The sequence below is a fragment of the Bartonella birtlesii IBS 325 genome (assembly GCF_000273375.1).
Lineage (GTDB): Bacteria > Pseudomonadota > Alphaproteobacteria > Rhizobiales > Rhizobiaceae > Bartonella > Bartonella birtlesii.
Map to the genome: position 1 here is coordinate 552,799 of NZ_CM001557.1, position 18,435 is coordinate 571,233.

Genomic DNA, 18,435 nt, shown 5'->3' on the forward strand with positions numbered 1-18,435 from the left:
TAGGTACTTTTTCACTTTTAAAAGAAAAAGCCCCTTTAAAGAGTATATTTTTTTTATTTTGTATAAAATTGATAAAAAAGCGAGTTATTGTGTAAAAAAATAGAAAACAACGCTTTTTACAAATTCTATCACAAGCCTGAATTTTATACATATTTCTAATATTGTACGGGCATATTGAGTGATAAGATCAACGAATATGAAAAAATGAAGAGCATCACTTTTAATCATGGGCATTGCGTTTAGCAAACAAAAGCTTCATTTTTTAAGTTATGGGGAATTGTGTTTTGAGAAGCTCTTTTCATTTATATTTTCTTGAAAGGTTTTCAAAGAGGTGTAATTGGTCTTTGCGTTTTGTGCTATTCTTTGCTAAATCGCCCGTATGACTGTAGATCGTAATTATATCCGTAATTTTTCCATCGTGGCACACATCGACCATGGAAAGTCAACTTTAGCTGATCGTTTGATTCAAATGACGGGAGGGCTTGAGTCACGTGAGATGAAAGAGCAAGTACTTGATTCCATGGATATTGAGCGTGAACGTGGAATTACTATTAAAGCACAAACGGTACGTTTGCACTATAAAGCGAAGAGTGGTGAAACCTATATTTTAAATCTTATTGATACGCCTGGTCATGTTGATTTTGCTTATGAGGTTTCGCGTTCATTGGCTGCTTGTGAAGGTTCACTTTTGGTAGTGGATGCGAGCCAGGGGGTAGAGGCGCAGACGTTGGCGAATGTTTATCAAGCTATTGATAATTCCCATGAATTGGTTGTTGTGCTCAATAAGGTTGATCTTCCAGCGGCAGAACCTGAGCGTGTTAAAGAACAAATTGAAGACGTGATAGGCATCGATACATCTCAGGCAGTGGAAATATCAGCAAAAACAGGTTTAGGAGTTCCTGATGTTTTAGAAGCAATTGTGATGCAACTGCCACCTCCACATACTGGCGATGTTAACGAGCCCTTAAAAGCGATGTTAGTTGATAGTTGGTATGATGCATATCTTGGTGTCATTGTTTTGGTGCGGGTGATTGATGGTATATTGAAAAAAGGTCAAACTATCCGCATGATGGGTACAGGAGCAAAATATCCAGTTGAACGGGTTGGAGTCTTTACCCCAAAAATGATCCAAGTTGATGAATTAGGACCAGGGGAGATTGGCTTTATAACGGCCTCTATCAAAGAAGTTGCTGATACACGGGTTGGTGATACCATTACGGAAGAACGCCGCTCTTGTGAAGAAGCGTTACCTGGGTTTAAACCTGCGCAACCTGTTGTTTTTTGTGGACTTTTTCCCATTGATGCGGCTGATTTTGAAGATTTACGTGCAGCTATGGGCAAACTGCGCTTAAATGATGCAAGCTTTTCCTTTGAAATGGAAACATCCGCGGCTTTAGGGTTTGGCTTTCGTTGTGGATTTTTAGGGCTTCTTCATCTTGAAATTATTCAAGAGCGGTTAGAGCGCGAGTTTAATTTGGATTTAATCGCGACAGCACCTTCAGTTGTTTATCGTATGAATATGAATGATGGTTCTGTTAAAGAATTACACAACCCAGCAGATATGCCTGATATTGTTAAAATTTCTTCCATTGAAGAACCATGGATTCGGGCTACAATTATGACTCCTGATAACTATCTTGGATCAATTTTAGAACTTTGCCAAGAACGGCGAGGGATACAGGTTAGTTTGTCCTATGTCGGGACGCGTGCGATGGTGACATACGATTTGCCGCTGAATGAGGTTGTTTTTGATTTTTATGATCGTTTAAAATCAATTTCAAAGGGTTATGCTTCCTTTGATTATCAGATGACGGATTATGCAGAAGGCGATTTAGTTAAAATGTCTATTTTAGTGAATGGAGAGTCTATTGATGCATTGTCGATGCTTGTGCACCGCACTATTGCGGAAAGGCGCGGGCGTTCTATGTGCGAAAAACTAAAAGATCTTATTCCTCAACATATGTTTCAGATTCCAGTCCAAGCAGCAATTGGGGGTAAAATTATTGCGCGTGAAACAATTCGTGCTTTGCGTAAAGATGTAACGGCTAAATGCTACGGGGGTGATGTGACGCGTAAGCGCAAACTTTTAGAAAAGCAAAAAGAAGGTAAAAAACGAATGCGCCAATTCGGAAAAGTAGAAATTCCACAGTCGGCTTTTATTCAAGCGCTTAAAATGAGTAAATAATGAAATTTCTTTCGTTGAGAGCGCTTTGGTATTGTGTTGATTTTTTAAGGCTTTGGAAGAGTATTTTTAATCACGCAAAAGATCGTTAATAGATGTTTTTTCTCGTGTTTTTTGGTCAACGCGTTTCACTATGACAGCACAATAAAGATTTGGACTTGCTGCACCGTTTGGTAATGGTTTTCCAGGGAGAGAGCCTGGAACTACAACGGAATAGGCAGGCACTTCGCCTATAAAAACTTCGCCTGTTGTACGATCAATAATTTTTGTAGATTTTCCAATAAAAACTCCCATTCCTAAAACTGCACCTTCACGAATAATACAACCTTCAACGACTTCAGAGCGTGCACCGATAAAGCAATAATCTTCAATAATCGTTGGGTTTGCTTGCAGTGGTTCTAAAACACCTCCGATACCGACGCCACCAGAAAGATGAACATGTTTGCCAATTTGTGCACAGGAACCAACAGTAGTCCATGTATCAACCATTGTTCCCTCATCGACAAAAGCACCAAGATTTACAAAGGATGGCATCAATATAACATTGGGAGCAATATAGGCAGAATGGCGTACAATCGCTCCAGGAACGGAACGGAAATCAGCTTTTTTAAAGTCAACTTCTTGCCAACCAGAAAATTTCGAAGGGACTTTATCCCACCAATATGTTCCATTTATCCCACCGGCAATAATTTGCATAGGATTGAGCCGAAAAGAGAGAAGGACGGCTTTTTTTAACCATTGGTGAACATGCCATTGTCCATTTTTTTGGCGTTCCGCTACACGGACTTCACCTTTGTCAAGAAGGTTTAATGCATATTCAACACTTTCACGAATTTCACCCTTTGTGATAATATCGATAGAATCGCGATCATCAAATGCTTTTTCAATAATCATTTCAAGTTGTGTGAGATGGGTCATGATCAAAGTTTCCGTTAAACAAGTTGAAAGCTTCAAGATTTATTCTTTATGACCTACGCGAAGAAATGTTTTCAGTCAATAAAACGATGAGGAAGTAGGACAAGTGCATGAAAAAAGGTTACAAAGAAAAAAGAGAAAAAGAACAAAAAAATTGGGCGCCACTTCTCCATGTAAAAGATGCTCTACAACAGGTGCATGAAGTTCCCGATTCAGCACAAATGCATTCACCTACTTATCGTTTGGCATATATCGACCAAGAGTTTATGATGCGTCCTGAGTTACGCTCACAACGTATTGGTCTTGAGTTTTTGAAGCCAGAAATAGTGCTTCAAGAATATAATATTCAATCAACAATTGTTTTATTTGGTGGTGCGCGTATTCCCGAATCTGGGCAAGCAGCGTGGGCAGCAAAAAATGGAACACAAAAGAAAAATTTACATGCTATGTCACATTATTACGATGAAGCAAGGGAATTTGCGCGTTTATGTTCATGCTATTCTGCTACGACGGAGTATCGTGAATTTGTGGTCGTCACAGGGGGAGGGCCAGGGATAATGGAAGCAGGAAATCGTGGTGCTACTGATGTTGGTGCACCAACGATTGGCTTAAATGTCGTTTTGCCGCATGAGCAAATGCCTAATTCTTATGTGACTCCGCATTTATGTTTTAATTTTCATTATTTAGGGATGCGTAAAATGCATTTTTTAATGCGGGCGAAGGCATTGGCCGTTTTCCCTGGAGGATTTGGTACTCTGGATGAGTTGTTTGAAACTTTAACTTTAATGCAAACGGGGCGAATGAAACAGGTTCCAATTTTAATGTTTGGCAAAGAATTTTGGGCAAACGTTATTAATTTTGATTATTTATCAGCGCAAGGTACGATCTCTCCTGCTGATCTCACCCTGATGACATTTGTTAATACCGCAGCGGAGGCTTTTGAAGAAATCCGTTCCTTTTATAAGCTTCCTTAATTGCTTTTGAAGAAGTAATTTTTGCAGGATAGTTAATATTCCACTTTAGTCAAATAAAGTCCTGAAGGTGGTGCGACGACACCACAACGTGTGCGATCTTTAGCATGAAGAGCTGCTTCAAGATCTTGTGTTGTCCAGCGACCGATACCAACTTCCATGAGGCTTCCCGCAAATGAACGAATTTGATGATGAAGAAAAGAGCGGGCTTGTGCATAGAGGAAAATCTCTTCTCCTTCTCTTTGAACATCAAGGCGTTCGAGGGTACGAATAGGGCTTTTGGCTTGGCAATGAGCTGAGCGGAAAGTAGTAAAATCGTGTTGTCCTACAAGTTTTTGGGCAGCTTCATGCATGGCTTGTGCATTGAGGGGTTTTGGCAACCACCACACGCGTTTGGCGTTTAAAGCTGGTGGGGAGCGGCGATTGAGAATTTTAAAAAGATAATGGCGTTTGATTGCGGAAAATCGTGCGTCAAAGTCATCAGGGACGTTTTGTACATTTAAGATCGAAATATCTTCTCCTTGTTTTCGTAAATGCGCATTGAGCGCATCACGTATAGTGTGTGTGTACCAGTTTTTTTCAAAATCAACATGTACAACTTGCCCCATAGCATGCACACCTGCATCAGTTCGACCAGCTGTCGTAATGGTTAGTTGTTGGCCGCAAAAGTGAAAAATAGCTTGTTCAAGAGCTCCTTGTATGGTGCGGAGGTCTGTTTGGCGCTGCCAGCCAGCGTAATTTGAGCCATCATATTCAAGGGTGAGTTTAAAACGTGGCATATTAAAAAACAGCAGAAATATGAGCACCTCGCAAAAATGTGGCGCTATCAAGAATTTTACCACCAGATCTTTGGAGATGGGTTATTTCTAAACGTCCTTGTCCGCAGTGGATGATCAAAGAATTTGGCTCTATCCGACCAATTTCAAGAGAAGCTCCCGTTTTTAAGCGACTTCCAAGAATTTTTACGCGCTCTTCTCGTCCGCCGATATTCATGTTGCACCAGCAACTAGGAGAGGGAAAAAGTGCACGAATATGCCTATGAATAAGTTCTGCAGATTTTGTCCAATCAATGCGGGTTTCTTCCTTTTTGATTTTGGAGGCATAGGTTATGCCTTCTGCTGATTGTGGGGTAAGTTTAAGCTGACCTTTTTCAAGAGCTGACAGAGCTTTTATCATGAGTTCTGCGCCTATATGTGAAAGTTTATCTGAAAGTTCACAGGTCGTCATGTTATCAGTAATAGGGATGGAGTGGGAGAGAGCAATAGGTCCTGTATCAAGCCCTTCATCCATTTTCATAATCATCATTCCCGTTTCTCTATCACCAGCCATAATTGCACGCTGAATAGGAGCAGCGCCACGCCAACGTGGTAAGAGTGAAGCATGAGCATTAAAACAACCAAAACGTGGTGTTTCAAGAATAGTTTTCGGTAAGAGGAGTCCATAGGCAACAACAACAGCAGCATCAACACCAAGAGCTGTAAATTGGGCTTGTTGTTCAACCGTTTTGAACGTTAGAGGAGTGAACACAGGGATGCATTTTGCTTGTGCTGCGTTTTGAACAGGTGAGGGGATCAATTTAAGACCACGACGACCTGCTGGGCGAGGAGGTTGGCTATAAACAGCTACAATATCATGTCCCGCATTCAACAAAGCATGTAAAATGGGAACAGAAAAATCAGGTGTTCCCATAAAACTTAACCGTAATGCCATTACAAAAGTGCTTCCTGTGCGTTGTCTTCTTTTGCGCGTTTTTTAAATTTTCGTATCACCATATCACGTTTGATTTTTGAAATGTGATCTATAAAAAGGCAACCGTTTAAATGATCGATTTCGTGCTGTAAGCAAGTAGCTAGGAGATCATCTGTCTCGATTTCTGTTTGTTTCCCTTGGCGATCTTGATAGCGCACATAAAGGCGTTTAGGGCGTTCAACTTCCGCGTAATATTCAGGAATAGAGAGGCAGCCTTCTTTATAAATATTACGCTCATCTGAAAGCCATAAGATTTCTGGGTTAATAACAACAAGCGGATTTTTTGGGATATCATCTCTGGAGACATCTATGACCAACATACGCAGCGGTATACCAATTTGAATAGCAGCAAGACCAACACCTTGGGCATTATACATCGTATCCAACATATCATCAGCAAGCTTTTGGAGAGTTGAATCAATATGATCGACGGGTTTGGAGACTTTCCGTAAAATCGGATCAGGTAAAGTAATTAAAGGTTTAATTGACATAAGTATAGATTAATCAATGGTTTGTTATGGGTCAATATTGAATAACGGATTCTTGCGCTTTTTTTATGATAAGAGGATTATATTATTTGGTATGTTTGATTCGTTTTTTTCTTTTATGCTCGCTGATCAGTCTTTTGCTAAACTAAGTGCTCTGCTTTTACTGATACTCATTTGCTTGATATTTTTTATGCTGATACATTCTCATCGGAAAAAGGCATTTTGGGAAAATAAAACTGCTGAACGTGCTCGTGAAGCACAAATGCAGATGGATACATTGCTAAAGACACAAGCTGAAATGCAAGGGCGAATGCAGACTATGGCAGAAATTTTTGGTCAAAGGCAGGCTGAGTTGAATAAGTCACTCAGTGAGCAACTCAATGGGATGACAGCCAATTTGGGTCAAACGCTTCAAGTGCAGACCAAATCTACTTATGAAAATCTGGCTCGATTGCAAGAACGTTTAGCGGTAATTGATGCGGCGCAAAATAATATTCAGTCGCTTACAGGACAGGTTGTTCAGTTACAGGCTATTTTAAGCAATAAGCAGACACGTGGCACTTTTGGTCAGGGGAGGATGGAAGCAATTATTGCTGATGCCCTACCACCAAATGCTTATGCTTTTCAGGCAGTTCTCTCTAATGGAAAGCGCCCAGATTGCCTCATTTATATGCCAAATAAAGGACCATCTCTTGTGATTGATGCAAAATTTCCTCTAGAGGCGTGGAATGCCATGCGTAAAGCAACATCAGCGCAAGAGCGTCAGGAAGCAGAACGCCAATTCCGTACTGACATGGAAGTTCATATTCGCGATATTGCACAGAAATATTTAATTCCTGGAGAAACACATGACACTGCTTTTCTCTTTGTACCCTCGGAATCGGTTTTTGCAACAATTTATGAAGATTTTGAGCCATTGGTACAAAAAGCCAATCGAGCACATGTGATTATTGTATCACCATCTTTGTTGATGTTATCTGTTCAGGTTGTACAAACTATTATGAAAGATGCGCGGATGCGTGAACAAGCACATTTGATTCAGTCAGAAGTAGCAAAATTAATGGAAGATTTTGGACGAATGGATACGCGTGTTCGCGCGTTACAGAAGCATTTTTACAAAGCAGGTGAAGATATAGAGGGGATTTTAATATCATCCTCCAAAATTATGAAACGAGCTAATCGCATTGAAACTTTTGAGTTAAAAGAGAACAACTTTGAGCCAACAAATGAGCCAACAAAAATGACAGCCTCTATTCCATCTCAAACATTGCGTTTGGTGGATGAGGAGTAAAACAAGGCTCCCAATAATTACAAATATGTCTATATTCTTTATTGATTGGTAATAATTTTTTAGTATCCATATCTTATTAATTTCCTAATGAGAGGAAGAGAAGATATGCGGCACCTTTTGTTTTTAGGGGCATTGGTGTTTCTGCTAGAGGGATGTGCAACAACCTCCCCAATTTATACAAACAATGCTTGCGCTATTTTAGCACAAAAAAATAGTTTTTTTGATAATTGGGGAAAAGCTTCTCAACGCGCAGCAATGCACTATGGGATTCCTATGCCGATTATTCTTGCAACCATTAAGATGGAATCAAATTTTCGTCACAATGCACGTCCTCCACGCACAAAACTTTTTGGTTTTATTCCATGGAAACGTCGATCGACAGCATATGGTTATTCTCAAGCGCTTGACAGTACATGGGCAATGTATCTCCGCTCTACGGGACGGTCTTTTGCATGGAGAACTAATTTTGCAGATGCCGCTGATTTTGTTGCTTGGTACCATCGCCAAAGTGTTCAACGCAATGGTGTGAGGTTTGATGATGCGTATAACCTTTATTTAAATTATCATATGGGGCATGGTGCTTATGCGCGCAGTAGGGGACAAGCAAATAGTAGTGCACTTGCACAAGCGGCACAGCGTATGGCAGAAATATCTCAAAAATATGATAGGCAATTAAGGGCATGTGGGTGGCGTTAGAAAGGATTATGAAGAGTCCAATCAAGGAATGAGATTCACTTTAAATGAAAAAGAGAATAATGGTATTGTATCTTCATAAGTGTAAAGATAACGGTACATAGTAAAGTTTATATTTTGAATAAGAAATATACAACATTTAGGGTTGGCAAATAAAAGAGTGATATGTCTCTTATACTCTCACAACTGTAAAGATAGATACCTCCAATGAAACTGACACCATACTATAGTACGAAAAACAACGGACAAAATTTATGACAATAGTTTCCGCTGTTTTTCATTAAGCAATTTAGTGTAGAGTTACAATTTGTAGCTCATGTTCATTAGCTCCTGCAAGAGCGATAGAGCGCTCATCAGACAAAATAATTGGATAACCCGTTTCACCAAAGAGAGCCCATATTGTAATACCTGGAGTCATTGGCGGAAGATCTGGAAAATTTTTAGCCAAATCATCTGTACAAACTTTTTTTAAATAAGCAATCTGCCCCGCATCAGGATAGAACGCATTTTGTAAAGACAAGTTCTGTTTATGTTCTCCCATTTTCTTATTCCTTTACACCTTAACTTTTATACCTCACCATTGCTAACTTTAATTGGAATCTGTTTTGTTTGTTTTTTTAACTTTGGTTGATGTAGGTTAATTGATAACAGTCCATTTTTCAACTCAGCATTTGTAACATGCATTCCTTCTGCGAGAACAAAGATACGTTGGAATTGGCGTGCTGCTATACCATGATATAAATATTGGTGATTTTGATTGTCTGTTTGTTTACCATGAATGATCAGTTGATTGTCATCAAGCAGAATATTGAGATTATCGACTTTAAATCCAGCAACAGCTAAAGTTATGCGTATATGATTTGCTTCATCATTTTTGTGCAAACGCTCAATATTATAAGCTGGATAAGCTTCATCGGTTTTACCAATACGCCGCAGTGTTTTTTCTATCGTTTCAAATCCTAAAAGAAAGGGATTGGAGAAAGGCGTCACATGTGTCATTGTGAATATCCTCTTTAAAGCGGCTTTATTTGACCAAACTTTATAAAAAGTGTTTTCTACATTTCTTTCATATGGCGAGTGTGGGTGATAACTTCAAGAGAGAAGATTATAGAGACTTCAATAATGACTCAAAGAACAATAAAAATAAAATTGTTACAAACACGAAAATCTGTTGAAATATTATATAGTAAAGACGAAATTGAAGAAATATTTCGTCGTTTTTCTGTTCAACGTCCGCTTCCTAAGAGTGATCTTATCTATACCAATGTTTTTACTCTTTTGGTTGCGGTTGTTCTTTCGGCTCAGGCTACAGATACGAGCGTTAATAAAGCGACAAAGGAATTGTTTCGCCTCGCTGATCAACCGGAAAAAATGGTTGCATTAGGAGAAGAAGAAATTGCACGTCATATTCGTACAATTGGTCTTTGGCGTGCAAAAGCGCGTAATGTTTATGCACTTTGCAACTTTTTAATTGATCACTATGGTGGTCAGGTGCCTGATAAACGTGAAGCACTTATGGCACTTCCTGGAGTAGGACGTAAAACGGCTAATGTTGTTTTGAATGTTGCTTTTGGTCAGCCTACACTGGCGGTGGATACGCATATTTTTCGCCTTGGAAACCGTCTTGGGTTAGCGTTTGGCAAAACACCAGAGATTGTTGAAGAAAAGTTACTAAAGATTATACCAGTACATTATCTTCGCTATGCGCATCATTGGCTTATTTTGCATGGGCGTTATATTTGCCAAGCTCGTAAAATACAATGTACACAATGTATTATTGCTGATCTTTGTAAAGCAGCCATCAAAACAAATTCAATTCCAGCACCTTTGGTTGAAGTTCAAGGCAATGGACCTCCGATTTTTTTTGATATGGTCTTGCTATTTCGTGTATACTAGCTTATGAAAACGCTGTTAGAGCCGCCCGGCAGGGCATGCCGTGGCTGTTTGAATGCTTATTCAGGCGTTAGTTCGCTTGAATGAATAGATCCACTTGAATGAATAAAATTGTATGGAGTAGCAAAATGCCCAAGATGAAGACCAAGTCGTCCGCTAAGAAGCGGTTTAAAATCACTGCGTCAGGCAAAGTTAAAGTAGCAGCTGCAGGCAAACGTCACGGCATGATTAAACGTTCAAATAAATTTATTCGCGATGCCCGTGGAACAATGGTTTTATGCGAACAAGATGCCAAAAAAGTTATTCAGCATTATTTGCCAAATGGTGTTTAAACCTTACGCTTTTGATTTTTAGGAGATTATTACATGGCACGTGTAAAAAGAGGTGTGACAGCGCACGCTAAGCACAAAAAAGTTTTGAAACAGGCTGAAGGTTTTTACGGCCGGCGCAAAAATACTATTCGTGCAGCTAAAGCGGCGGTTGATCGTTCAAAGCAGTATGCTTATCGTGATCGAAAAAATAGAAAACGTACTTTCCGTGCTTTGTGGATTCAAAGAATTAATGCCGCTGTTCGTGCAGAAGGTTTGACTTATGCGCGCTTTATTGATGGTTTATCGAAAGCTGGTATTGAGGTTGATCGTAAAGTTCTTTCAGATATAGCAATTCACGAAACAGAAGCGTTTTCTACTTTAGTTGTGTCTGCAAAGAAGGCTTTGGAATATTTAAAAGACACGACACCTAATGCTTTTGAAAGCGCTGTCAAGTAAGCCAGTCGTGTTCTCTTAAAGCATTCATTTATTCAGGGTCCCGTACTGGTTTTTACGAGTGCGGGTTTTTTTTATTAAAAACATAGGCAAAAAGATGAGCGATGTTGAGCGTCTGGAACAAGAAATTTGTTTAGCTTTAGAAGCAGCGGGTGATGAACAGGAACTTGAAGCAGTGCGTATTGCGGCGTTAGGCAAAAAAGGGAGCATCTCTGAAAAATTAAAAACATTAGGGAAGATGACCGCTGAAGAACGTCATAAAATGGGGCCTGCTCTTAATGGGTTAAAAAATCGTGTTTTAGAGTTATGGATGCAAAAACGCGATCTTCTTAAAAAGCAAGCAATGGATACGCGCCTTTCTAGCGAAACGGTTGATGTAACCTTACCTGTTCGTTCTTCACCTATAGAACGGGGGCGTATTCATCCTATCTCACAGGTGATTGAAGAAATTATAGCTATTTACACGAATATGGGTTTTTCACTTGCAGAAGGACCAGATATTGAAACAGATTATTACAACTTTACGGCATTGAATTTCCCTGAAGGTCATCCAGCGCGCGAAATGCATGATACTTTCTTTTTTGATGTCAATAAAGCAGGAGAGCGCAAATTATTGCGCACCCATACATCACCCGTGCAAATTCGTACGATGGAAAAACAAAAAGCACCGATACGTATCATTATTCCTGGAAAAACTTACCGTATGGATTCAGATGCGACTCATTCACCAATGTTTCATCAGGTGGAAGGTCTTGTGATTGATAAAACCTCTACCATTGCACATATGATGTGGCTTCATGAGACTTTTTGTAAAGCTTTTTTTGAAGTTTCATCTGTGAAGATGCGTTTTCGTCCCTCTTTTTTTCCTTTTACCGAACCATCTATGGAAGTGGATATCCAGTGTGACCGTTCTGGTTCAGAAGTAAAATTCGGTGAAGGACAGGATTGGCTGGAAATCTTAGGATGCGGAATGGTGCATCCTAATGTATTGAAGAATGTTGGTTTAGATCCCGATGAATATCAGGGATTTGCGTGGGGAATGGGTATTGATCGCATTGCCATGTTGAAATACGGTATGCCTGATTTGCGGGCTTTTTTTGATGCTGATTTGCGTTGGTTAGATCATTACGGCTTTCGTTGTTTTGATATGCCTGCTTTTTTTCCTGCTTTAAATAATGTGTGATCTTATCATAGCGTTGATGTGAGGTTTTAAAATGAAATTTACATTGTCCTGGTTGAAAGATCACTTAGAGACAGATGCATCTTTGAATGAAATTTGTGATAAACTAACGGCGATCGGTCTCGAGGTTGATCATGTTGATGACCGTTCTTCTTTAAAAGGTTTTGTGGTTGCAAAAGTTTTAACAGCAACAAAACATCCTGACGCAGATAAATTACAGATTTTATCGGTAGATACGGGGTTTGGTACGCCTATGCAAATTGTTTGTGGGGCACCAAATGCACGTGCTGGACTTGTTGGGGTTCTTGCATTGCCAGGCACTTATGTGCCGGGACTTAATGTGACCTTGTCTGTAGGCAAAATTCGTGGGATTGAAAGTTTTGGAATGATGTGTTCATGGGCAGAGCTTGAATTATCAAGTGAGCATGATGGGATTATCGAACTCCCAGAGGATGCGCTTATAGGAGGTTCATTCGCTACTTATGCAGGTTTAGATGATCCAGTCATTGATATTGGTTTAACTCCCAATCGTTCTGATTGTACAGGTGTTCGCGGTATTGCGCGTGATTTAGCTGCTACTGGAATCGGGCGATTAAAAGAATTATCGTTGCCACAATTTGACGCTTCTTTTGAAACACCGCTTCATGTTTCTTTAGATTTTTTGCAAGGTTCATCGCTATGTTTAGGTTTTGCTTGGCGTGAAGTACGTAATGTTCAAAATGGGGAGTCTCCGCAATGGATGCAGCGGCGTTTGAGTGCAATTGGTTTGAGACCTATTAATGCGTTGGTCGATATGACCAATTACATAAGCTTTGATCTTGGTCGTCCGCTTCATGTTTTTGATGCAGATAAAATTAAAGGGAATTTGAGTGTACGTCGTGGCCGTGGAGATGAACAACTTCAAGCGCTTAATGGAAAAATCTATAATTTGGGTGTCAAAGATTGTGTCATCGCAGATGAAGAGGGAGTTGTTTCGATTGCCGGTATTATGGGTGGTGAAAGAACGAGCTGTGATGAGAAGACGCGTCGCGTTATTATTGAGTCAGCACTTTGGGATTCAAAGAGTATTGCGCAGACAGGACGTGTATTAGGAATCATCAGTGATGCGCGTTATCGGTTTGAGCGAGGTGTTGATCCGACTTTTATGGAAAAAGGGCTTGAGATTGCAACAGAATTAATCTTACGCCTTTGTGGTGGTGAGGTATCCAAGACGAAGGTTGTTGGTTATCAGCAACCGGAAATCAAACAAATCGCTTTTCCTTTTTCTGAAATGAAGCGTTTGACAAATTTAGAAATAGAGCGGGAACACGCCATTACTATTTTGACACAGCTTGGATTTCGTATTGAAGGGGAAGGAGATGTGGTTACCGTTAAAGTACCAACATGGCGTCCTGATATTGCTGATAAAGCTGATTTAGTAGAAGAGGTGATGAGGATTTATGGGTTGGATAAAATTAAACCCATTCCGTTAGCAGATTTTACAGCGGGAAAAGGTTCAGTTTTGACAGGCGCACAGGTTCATTCACGCGTTGCGCGTTTAGCTTTAGCGCATCGTGGTATGAAGGAGGCCGTGACATGGTCCTTTATTTCTGAAAGTCAGGCTTTTGCTTTTGGTGGTGGTCAAGAACAGCTTAAATTGGTAAATCCTATTTCTGCTGACATGTCCGTGATGCGTCCTTCTCTTTTACCTAGTTTACTGATGGCAGCACAACGAAATGCTGATCGTGGTTTTCCAGATCTTGCTTTGTTTGAGGTGTCCAGCATCTATGAAGGCGATACACCTGATAAACAGCAATGTGTTGCTGGTGGCGTTCGCCGAGGAACAGAACGATTTGAAGGAGCAGGGCGTTTTTGGCATGGTGATGCTGCAACAGTTGATGTTTTTGATGCCAAAGCCGATGCATTGGCTGTTTTAGAAGCGTGTGGTATGGATATAGGCAAGATTCAAATTGAAGTTGGAGCACCTAATTGGTATCATCCTGGTCGTTCAGGGATTATGAAGCTTGGATCAAAGATTATTCTTGGTTTTTTTGGCGTTTTTCATCCTGCTACATTGGAAAAGTTAGATATAAATGGTCCTTTATGTGGGTTTGAAATTTTTCTTGATAAAATTCCGGAGTTTAAGAAAAAGGTAACCAAAAGTCGTTCTCCATTGAAACTATCGCCTTTTCAAATAGTGCGGCGTGATTTTGCATTTGTGGTTGATAAAATGGTTGCCTCCTCTCTTATCGTACGTGCTGCAAGTGGAGCGGATAAAAAACTTATTCATTCAGTGCAGATTTTTGATATTTTTGAAGATTCAAGCCTTGGTGAAGATAAAAAATCTGTTGCGATTGAAGTCGCTATTCAACCCATTGAACGGACCTTAACGGATGAAGATCTAGAAGAGCTTGCTTTGAAAGTGGTAGAAAATGTCACTAAGGTGACAGGTGCGTGTTTACGCGGTTGAATATTCTCATTTTTTGCAAGGTACTTTCATAAAGTGGGAGCATTTTTGAATGCTCGCGTTTTGCTTAGCATTCAAGAGCTGTAGAGTTTCTTGAAAAAGGTTTTTTATCAAAACAAGCGAACTTCTTTAAATTCCCAATTTCTTCAAGGTTAAAAAGGCTCTTTTAAACATTTTTAAAACATCTTGAAAAGTTATTTTTTGTCAGAATCCTTCATTGCATATATAAAAGATAACTGCTATTGCTAAATGATAATGCGAATTATTCGCAATAAAGAGAAAGCATATAAAGGAAAGAGAAAATCAATGAACATAAGAATGTTTTTCACCATAGTTTTTGGGGGTATTATTTTTTTCACGCCAAATTTTGCTTTGTGTGCTGGTAAATTTAAAGCTGTTACGACATTCACGATCATTGCTGATATGGCGCGCAATGTAGCAGGTGATGCCGCTGATGTTGAATCCATTACAAAACCAGGTGCTGAAATTCATGAATATCAACCCACCCCGCGCGATCTTATGCGCGCCCAAGGTGCAAATCTTGTCTTGTGGAATGGATTAGAATTGGAACTTTGGTTTGAAAAGTTTTTTCAAAATATCAAAGATGTTCCAAGTGTTGTTGTTTCAAAAGGTATTGTACCAATTACAATTGGTGAAGGTCCTTTTAGTGGAAAGCCAAATCCTCATGCATGGATGTCACCAACCTCTGCTTTGATTTACGTTGATAATATTCGCGATGCTTTTGTAAAATATGATCCTGAACATGCTGCTATTTATAAGGAAAATGCTGAAATTTATAAGCAGAAGATTCGCGCAACGATTGATCCCATTCGGGCTGCATTAGAAGGAGTTCCGCAAGAGAAGCGTTGGCTTGTAACCAGTGAGGGTGCATTTAGCTATTTGGCGCGTGATTTTGATCTAAAAGAACTTTATTTATGGCCAATTAATGCTGATCAGCAAGGAACACCGCAGCAAGTTAAGCACGTTATTGATATGGTTCGCAAATACAATATTCATGCAGTTTTTTCTGAGAGCACTATCTCCCCTGCACCTGCTAAGCAGGTTGCCAGAGAAACAGGGGCTAAATACGGTGGTGTTCTTTATGTTGATTCCCTGAGTGAGAAAAATGGTGAGGTACCCACTTATATTGATTTATTACGTGTTACAAGTGGGCGCATTAGCAATGCTTTATTAGAGGGAGTGAAAAGCCAATGAAGAAATCTGGAATATTTGCCCAAGGGGTAACAGTAACTTATCGTAATGGACATACAGCTTTACGAGAAGTAAATTTTGAGAGTCCGACAGGTTCTATTACAGCATTGGTTGGCGTGAACGGATCGGGTAAATCGACATTATTTAAAGCGATTATGGGGTTTGTGCGCCCTTCAAAAGGAAAAATTCGTATGTTTGATTTGCCTGTTGATACGGCTTTGAAAAAAAACCTCATTGCTTATGTTCCTCAGAGTGAAGATGTTGATTGGAATTTTCCTGTTCTTGTTGAAGATGTTGTCTTGATGGGACGTTATGGTCACATGAATTTCTTTCGTTATGCGCGGGCACGAGATTATGAAGCTGTCCGTGTTGCACTAGAACGTGTCGATATGTTGCCATTTGCTAAGCGCCAAATTGGTGAACTTTCTGGTGGGCAAAAAAAGCGCGTTTTTCTGGCGCGCGCTCTTGCACAGCAAGCAAAAGCTATTTTGTTAGATGAGCCATTTACAGGTGTTGATGTCACAACAGAAGATAAAATCATTGCATTGTTACAAGATCTTCGTAAAGAGGGGGCTGTAATATTAGTTTCTACCCACAATTTAGGCTCTGTTCGTGAATTTTGTGATCACACGGTTTTAATCAAAGGAACGGTTTTGGCTTCAGGGCTAACAGAAACTGTCTTTACCAAGAAAAATTTGGAGAAAACTTTTGGTGGTTCTTTGCATCATCACATTTTTGATCTTCAAGGTGTGAACAAAGAGGATGTTTTTATGGGGGAAAAACGGTCCGCTGTTCATGAAAATATTCAAAAAATGGAGCATGTCGCATGATTTCTTGGTTGCTTGAGCCACTGGGCTATCAATATATGGTTAATGCGATGTGGGTTTCTGGGTTAGTTGGCTGTGTTTGTGCCTTTCTTTCTGCTTTTTTGATGTTAAAAGGTTGGTCGCTCATTGGCGATGCACTTTCCCATTCCATTGTTCCTGGTGTCGCGGGAGCTTACCTTCTAGGTTTACCTTTTTCAGTTGGAGCTTTTTTTTCTGGTGGACTTGCTGCAGCAGCAATGTTGTTTTTTAATCAGAGGACAAAACTCAAAGAAGATACTATTATTGGTCTCATTTTTTCTTCCTTTTTTGCTTTTGGCTTGTTTCTCAAATCATTAAAACCAATGGCTGTTAATATTGATACGATTGTTTTGGGGAATATTTTAGCAGTCAGCTCGTCAGATATTATACAATTGGCTTTTATTGGTTTTTTCTCTTTATTTATATTGCTTTTGAAATGGAAAGATCTCCTTGTTTCTTTATTTGATGAAACACACGCACGTGCTATTGGATTAAACGTAAAGTTTTTAAAGATTCTCTTTTTCACATTGCTTGCCGCTTGTACTGTTGCTGCTATGCAAACAGTTGGAGCGTTTTTGGTTATTTGTTTGGTTGTGACGCCTGGGGCAACTGCTTATTTTTTAAGTGATCGTTTTGTGAATGTTTTGATCATTGCAGTTATAATTGGGACATTTACAAGCGTATTAGGTGTTTATGTGAGTTATTTTTTGAATGCACAAACCGGTGGTGTTGTTGTACTTTTTCAAGCATTTCTATTTATGTTAGCTTTTATTTTTGCTCCTAAACATGGTTTTATTGCTGCGCGTTTACGTATAAATGCAGCAAAAAAAGGTGTGATGTTATCATGATTGATCAATTACTACTTCCTTTTCAGTTTTCTTTTATGCTGAAAGGCATGCTTATTGTTATGATCCTTTCTGTTCCAATGGCGATGCTTTCCTGTTTTCTTATTTTGAAAGGATGGGCGCTTTTAGGCGATGCCATTTCCCATGCGGTTTTTCCTGGTGTTGTGCTTGGTTATATGGCAACACCGTGGGTGATAACAGTTTTGACTTCTCTGCCATTTGTTTGGTTTCAGCAAGTGCGCCCAGAGAATGTTACAATGACTTTGATTACTTGCGGTGCTTTTGTTGCGGGTATGGTTTGTGCACTTACAACGGGTTTTTTGGGAAGCAATAGCCGTATCAAACAGGATACAGTGATGGGTGTTGTTTTTTCATCGATGTTTGGTTTAGGGCTTGTTTTAGCAACATCTATTTATAGTAGCTTAGATTTAAATCATATTCTATTTGGTAATCTCTTGGGCGTTAACTGGCTTGATATTACGCAGACGGCGATCATTTCTACCATTGTTACTTTTATTCTAGGGGCAAAATGGCGCGATTTTATGCTGTATATTTTTGATTCAGTTCAAGGTCGCGCAATGGGATTGCGAATATCAGTACTCCACTATACTCTTCTAACAATGATTTCTCTCACGATCGTTGCAGCTTTGAAAGCGGTTGGTATTGTTCTCGTTATTTCTTTATTAATAGCACCAGGAGCAATTGCTTATCTTATTACAAAGCGGTTTTCTTTCATGTTGGTGATCGCTATATGTGTTGCAGCTTGTTCTGGTTTTTTAGGAATTTATCTAAGTTTATTTATCGGTTCTGATTCTGCTTCCACAATTGTATTGATTTTGACACTGATTTTTATTGCTATTTTCATGTCGGTTTTTTTTCGTCGAACAACGGTCCAAGAAATTTGAGTTTGCCAAAGTTTATGCATATCAGCCATGCATTTTTATGTATTGTTTCTCATGTT

19 protein-coding genes are annotated in these 18,435 nt (G+C 39.6%); 13 read left to right on the top strand and 6 right to left on the bottom strand.

The features are described from left to right. Positions 1-379: 379 nt before the first annotated feature. Positions 380-2,185 carry a translation elongation factor 4 gene (lepA, locus tag QWU_RS02850; RefSeq protein WP_006590027.1) on the top strand — a complete coding sequence of 602 codons (1,806 nt, stop codon included), beginning with the start codon at positions 380-382 and terminating at the stop codon, positions 2,183-2,185. Positions 2,186-2,251: 66 nt separating this feature from the next. On the opposite strand, the gene dapD is transcribed toward lepA, so the two are convergent. Next, positions 2,252-3,100 (bottom strand): 2,3,4,5-tetrahydropyridine-2,6-dicarboxylate N-succinyltransferase, encoded by an 849-nt coding sequence (gene dapD, locus QWU_RS02855; protein ID WP_006590028.1) that lies wholly within the window; start codon positions 3,098-3,100, stop codon positions 2,252-2,254. 107 nt (positions 3,101-3,207) lie between these two features. On the opposite strand from dapD, the gene QWU_RS02860 reads away from it, so the two are divergent. Further along, positions 3,208-4,071 carry an LOG family protein gene (locus QWU_RS02860; RefSeq protein ID WP_006590029.1) on the top strand — a complete coding sequence of 288 codons (864 nt, stop codon included), beginning with the start codon at positions 3,208-3,210 and terminating at the stop codon, positions 4,069-4,071. A gap of 32 nt (positions 4,072-4,103) precedes the next feature. On the opposite strand, the gene truA is transcribed toward QWU_RS02860, so the two are convergent. Genes truA through def form a run of 3 tightly spaced genes read right to left on the bottom strand, consistent with a single transcriptional unit; the run spans position 4,104 to position 6,308 of the window. Next, positions 4,104-4,847, bottom strand: a complete 744-nt coding sequence (truA, locus tag QWU_RS02865) for a tRNA pseudouridine(38-40) synthase TruA (protein ID WP_006590030.1) — start codon at positions 4,845-4,847, stop codon at positions 4,104-4,106. Position 4,848: 1 nt separating this feature from the next. Then, positions 4,849-5,778: a methionyl-tRNA formyltransferase gene (gene fmt / locus QWU_RS02870; RefSeq protein WP_006590031.1), complete on the bottom strand. Its 930-nt coding sequence runs from the start codon at positions 5,776-5,778 to the stop codon at positions 4,849-4,851. Next, entirely contained in the window at positions 5,778-6,308 is a 531-nt protein-coding gene (gene def / locus QWU_RS02875; RefSeq protein ID WP_006590032.1) for a peptide deformylase, read from the bottom strand. The genes fmt and def overlap by 1 nt, the downstream gene beginning before the upstream one ends. Positions 6,309-6,399: 91 nt before the next feature. Here def and QWU_RS02880 point away from each other — a divergent pair, with 91 nt between their 5' ends. Continuing rightward, a complete protein-coding gene (locus QWU_RS02880; protein WP_017196156.1) occupies positions 6,400-7,596 on the top strand; it encodes a DNA recombination protein RmuC in 1,197 nt (398 codons plus the stop codon). A 105-nt stretch (positions 7,597-7,701) separates the two neighbouring features. Continuing rightward, the gene (locus tag QWU_RS02885) at positions 7,702-8,292 is read left to right on the top strand and encodes a transglycosylase SLT domain-containing protein (protein ID WP_006590034.1); all 591 of its coding nucleotides are present in this window, start codon (positions 7,702-7,704) and stop codon (positions 8,290-8,292) included. A gap of 286 nt (positions 8,293-8,578) precedes the next feature. Here the strand turns inward: QWU_RS02885 and QWU_RS02890 are convergent, their stop codons facing one another. Both QWU_RS02890 and QWU_RS02895 read right to left on the bottom strand, forming a co-directional pair. Continuing rightward, positions 8,579-8,830 carry a BQ00720 family protein gene (locus tag QWU_RS02890; protein ID WP_006590035.1) on the bottom strand — a complete coding sequence of 84 codons (252 nt, stop codon included), beginning with the start codon at positions 8,828-8,830 and terminating at the stop codon, positions 8,579-8,581. 26 nt (positions 8,831-8,856) lie between these two features. After that, positions 8,857-9,288, bottom strand: a complete 432-nt coding sequence (locus tag QWU_RS02895) for an Hsp20 family protein (RefSeq protein ID WP_006590036.1) — start codon at positions 9,286-9,288, stop codon at positions 8,857-8,859. A 123-nt stretch (positions 9,289-9,411) separates the two neighbouring features. Here QWU_RS02895 and nth point away from each other — a divergent pair, with 123 nt between their 5' ends. The 9 genes from nth to QWU_RS02940 all read left to right on the top strand — a co-directional run bounded on the left by nth (position 9,412) and on the right by QWU_RS02940 (position 18,379). Continuing rightward, positions 9,412-10,185 (top strand): endonuclease III, encoded by a 774-nt coding sequence (gene nth, locus QWU_RS02900; protein WP_017196157.1) that lies wholly within the window; start codon positions 9,412-9,414, stop codon positions 10,183-10,185. A 125-nt stretch (positions 10,186-10,310) separates the two neighbouring features. Further along, positions 10,311-10,514, top strand: coding sequence for a 50S ribosomal protein L35 (gene rpmI, locus QWU_RS02905; protein ID WP_006590038.1), 204 nt, complete (start codon positions 10,311-10,313; stop codon positions 10,512-10,514). 33 nt (positions 10,515-10,547) lie between these two features. After that, positions 10,548-10,949, top strand: a complete 402-nt coding sequence (gene rplT / locus QWU_RS02910; protein ID WP_006590039.1) for a 50S ribosomal protein L20 — start codon at positions 10,548-10,550, stop codon at positions 10,947-10,949. A 94-nt stretch (positions 10,950-11,043) separates the two neighbouring features. Further along, positions 11,044-12,129: a phenylalanine--tRNA ligase subunit alpha gene (gene pheS / locus QWU_RS02915; protein WP_006590040.1), complete on the top strand. Its 1,086-nt coding sequence runs from the start codon at positions 11,044-11,046 to the stop codon at positions 12,127-12,129. 31 nt (positions 12,130-12,160) lie between these two features. Further along, a complete protein-coding gene (pheT, locus tag QWU_RS02920) occupies positions 12,161-14,575 on the top strand; it encodes a phenylalanine--tRNA ligase subunit beta (RefSeq protein ID WP_006590041.1) in 2,415 nt (804 codons plus the stop codon). Positions 14,576-14,878: 303 nt separating this feature from the next. Beyond that, complete coding sequence (locus QWU_RS02925) at positions 14,879-15,787, top strand: metal ABC transporter substrate-binding protein (protein WP_006590042.1); 909 nt, start codon at positions 14,879-14,881, stop codon at positions 15,785-15,787. Beyond that, positions 15,784-16,614: a manganese/iron ABC transporter ATP-binding protein gene (locus tag QWU_RS02930; protein ID WP_006590043.1), complete on the top strand. Its 831-nt coding sequence runs from the start codon at positions 15,784-15,786 to the stop codon at positions 16,612-16,614. Before QWU_RS02925 ends, QWU_RS02930 begins: the two co-directional genes overlap by 4 nt. Beyond that, positions 16,611-17,477, top strand: a complete 867-nt coding sequence (locus tag QWU_RS02935; protein WP_006590044.1) for a metal ABC transporter permease — start codon at positions 16,611-16,613, stop codon at positions 17,475-17,477. The genes QWU_RS02930 and QWU_RS02935 overlap by 4 nt, the downstream gene beginning before the upstream one ends. Then, positions 17,474-18,379 carry a metal ABC transporter permease gene (locus QWU_RS02940; RefSeq protein WP_006590045.1) on the top strand — a complete coding sequence of 302 codons (906 nt, stop codon included), beginning with the start codon at positions 17,474-17,476 and terminating at the stop codon, positions 18,377-18,379. The genes QWU_RS02935 and QWU_RS02940 overlap by 4 nt, the downstream gene beginning before the upstream one ends. Positions 18,380-18,435 lie beyond the last annotated feature (56 nt).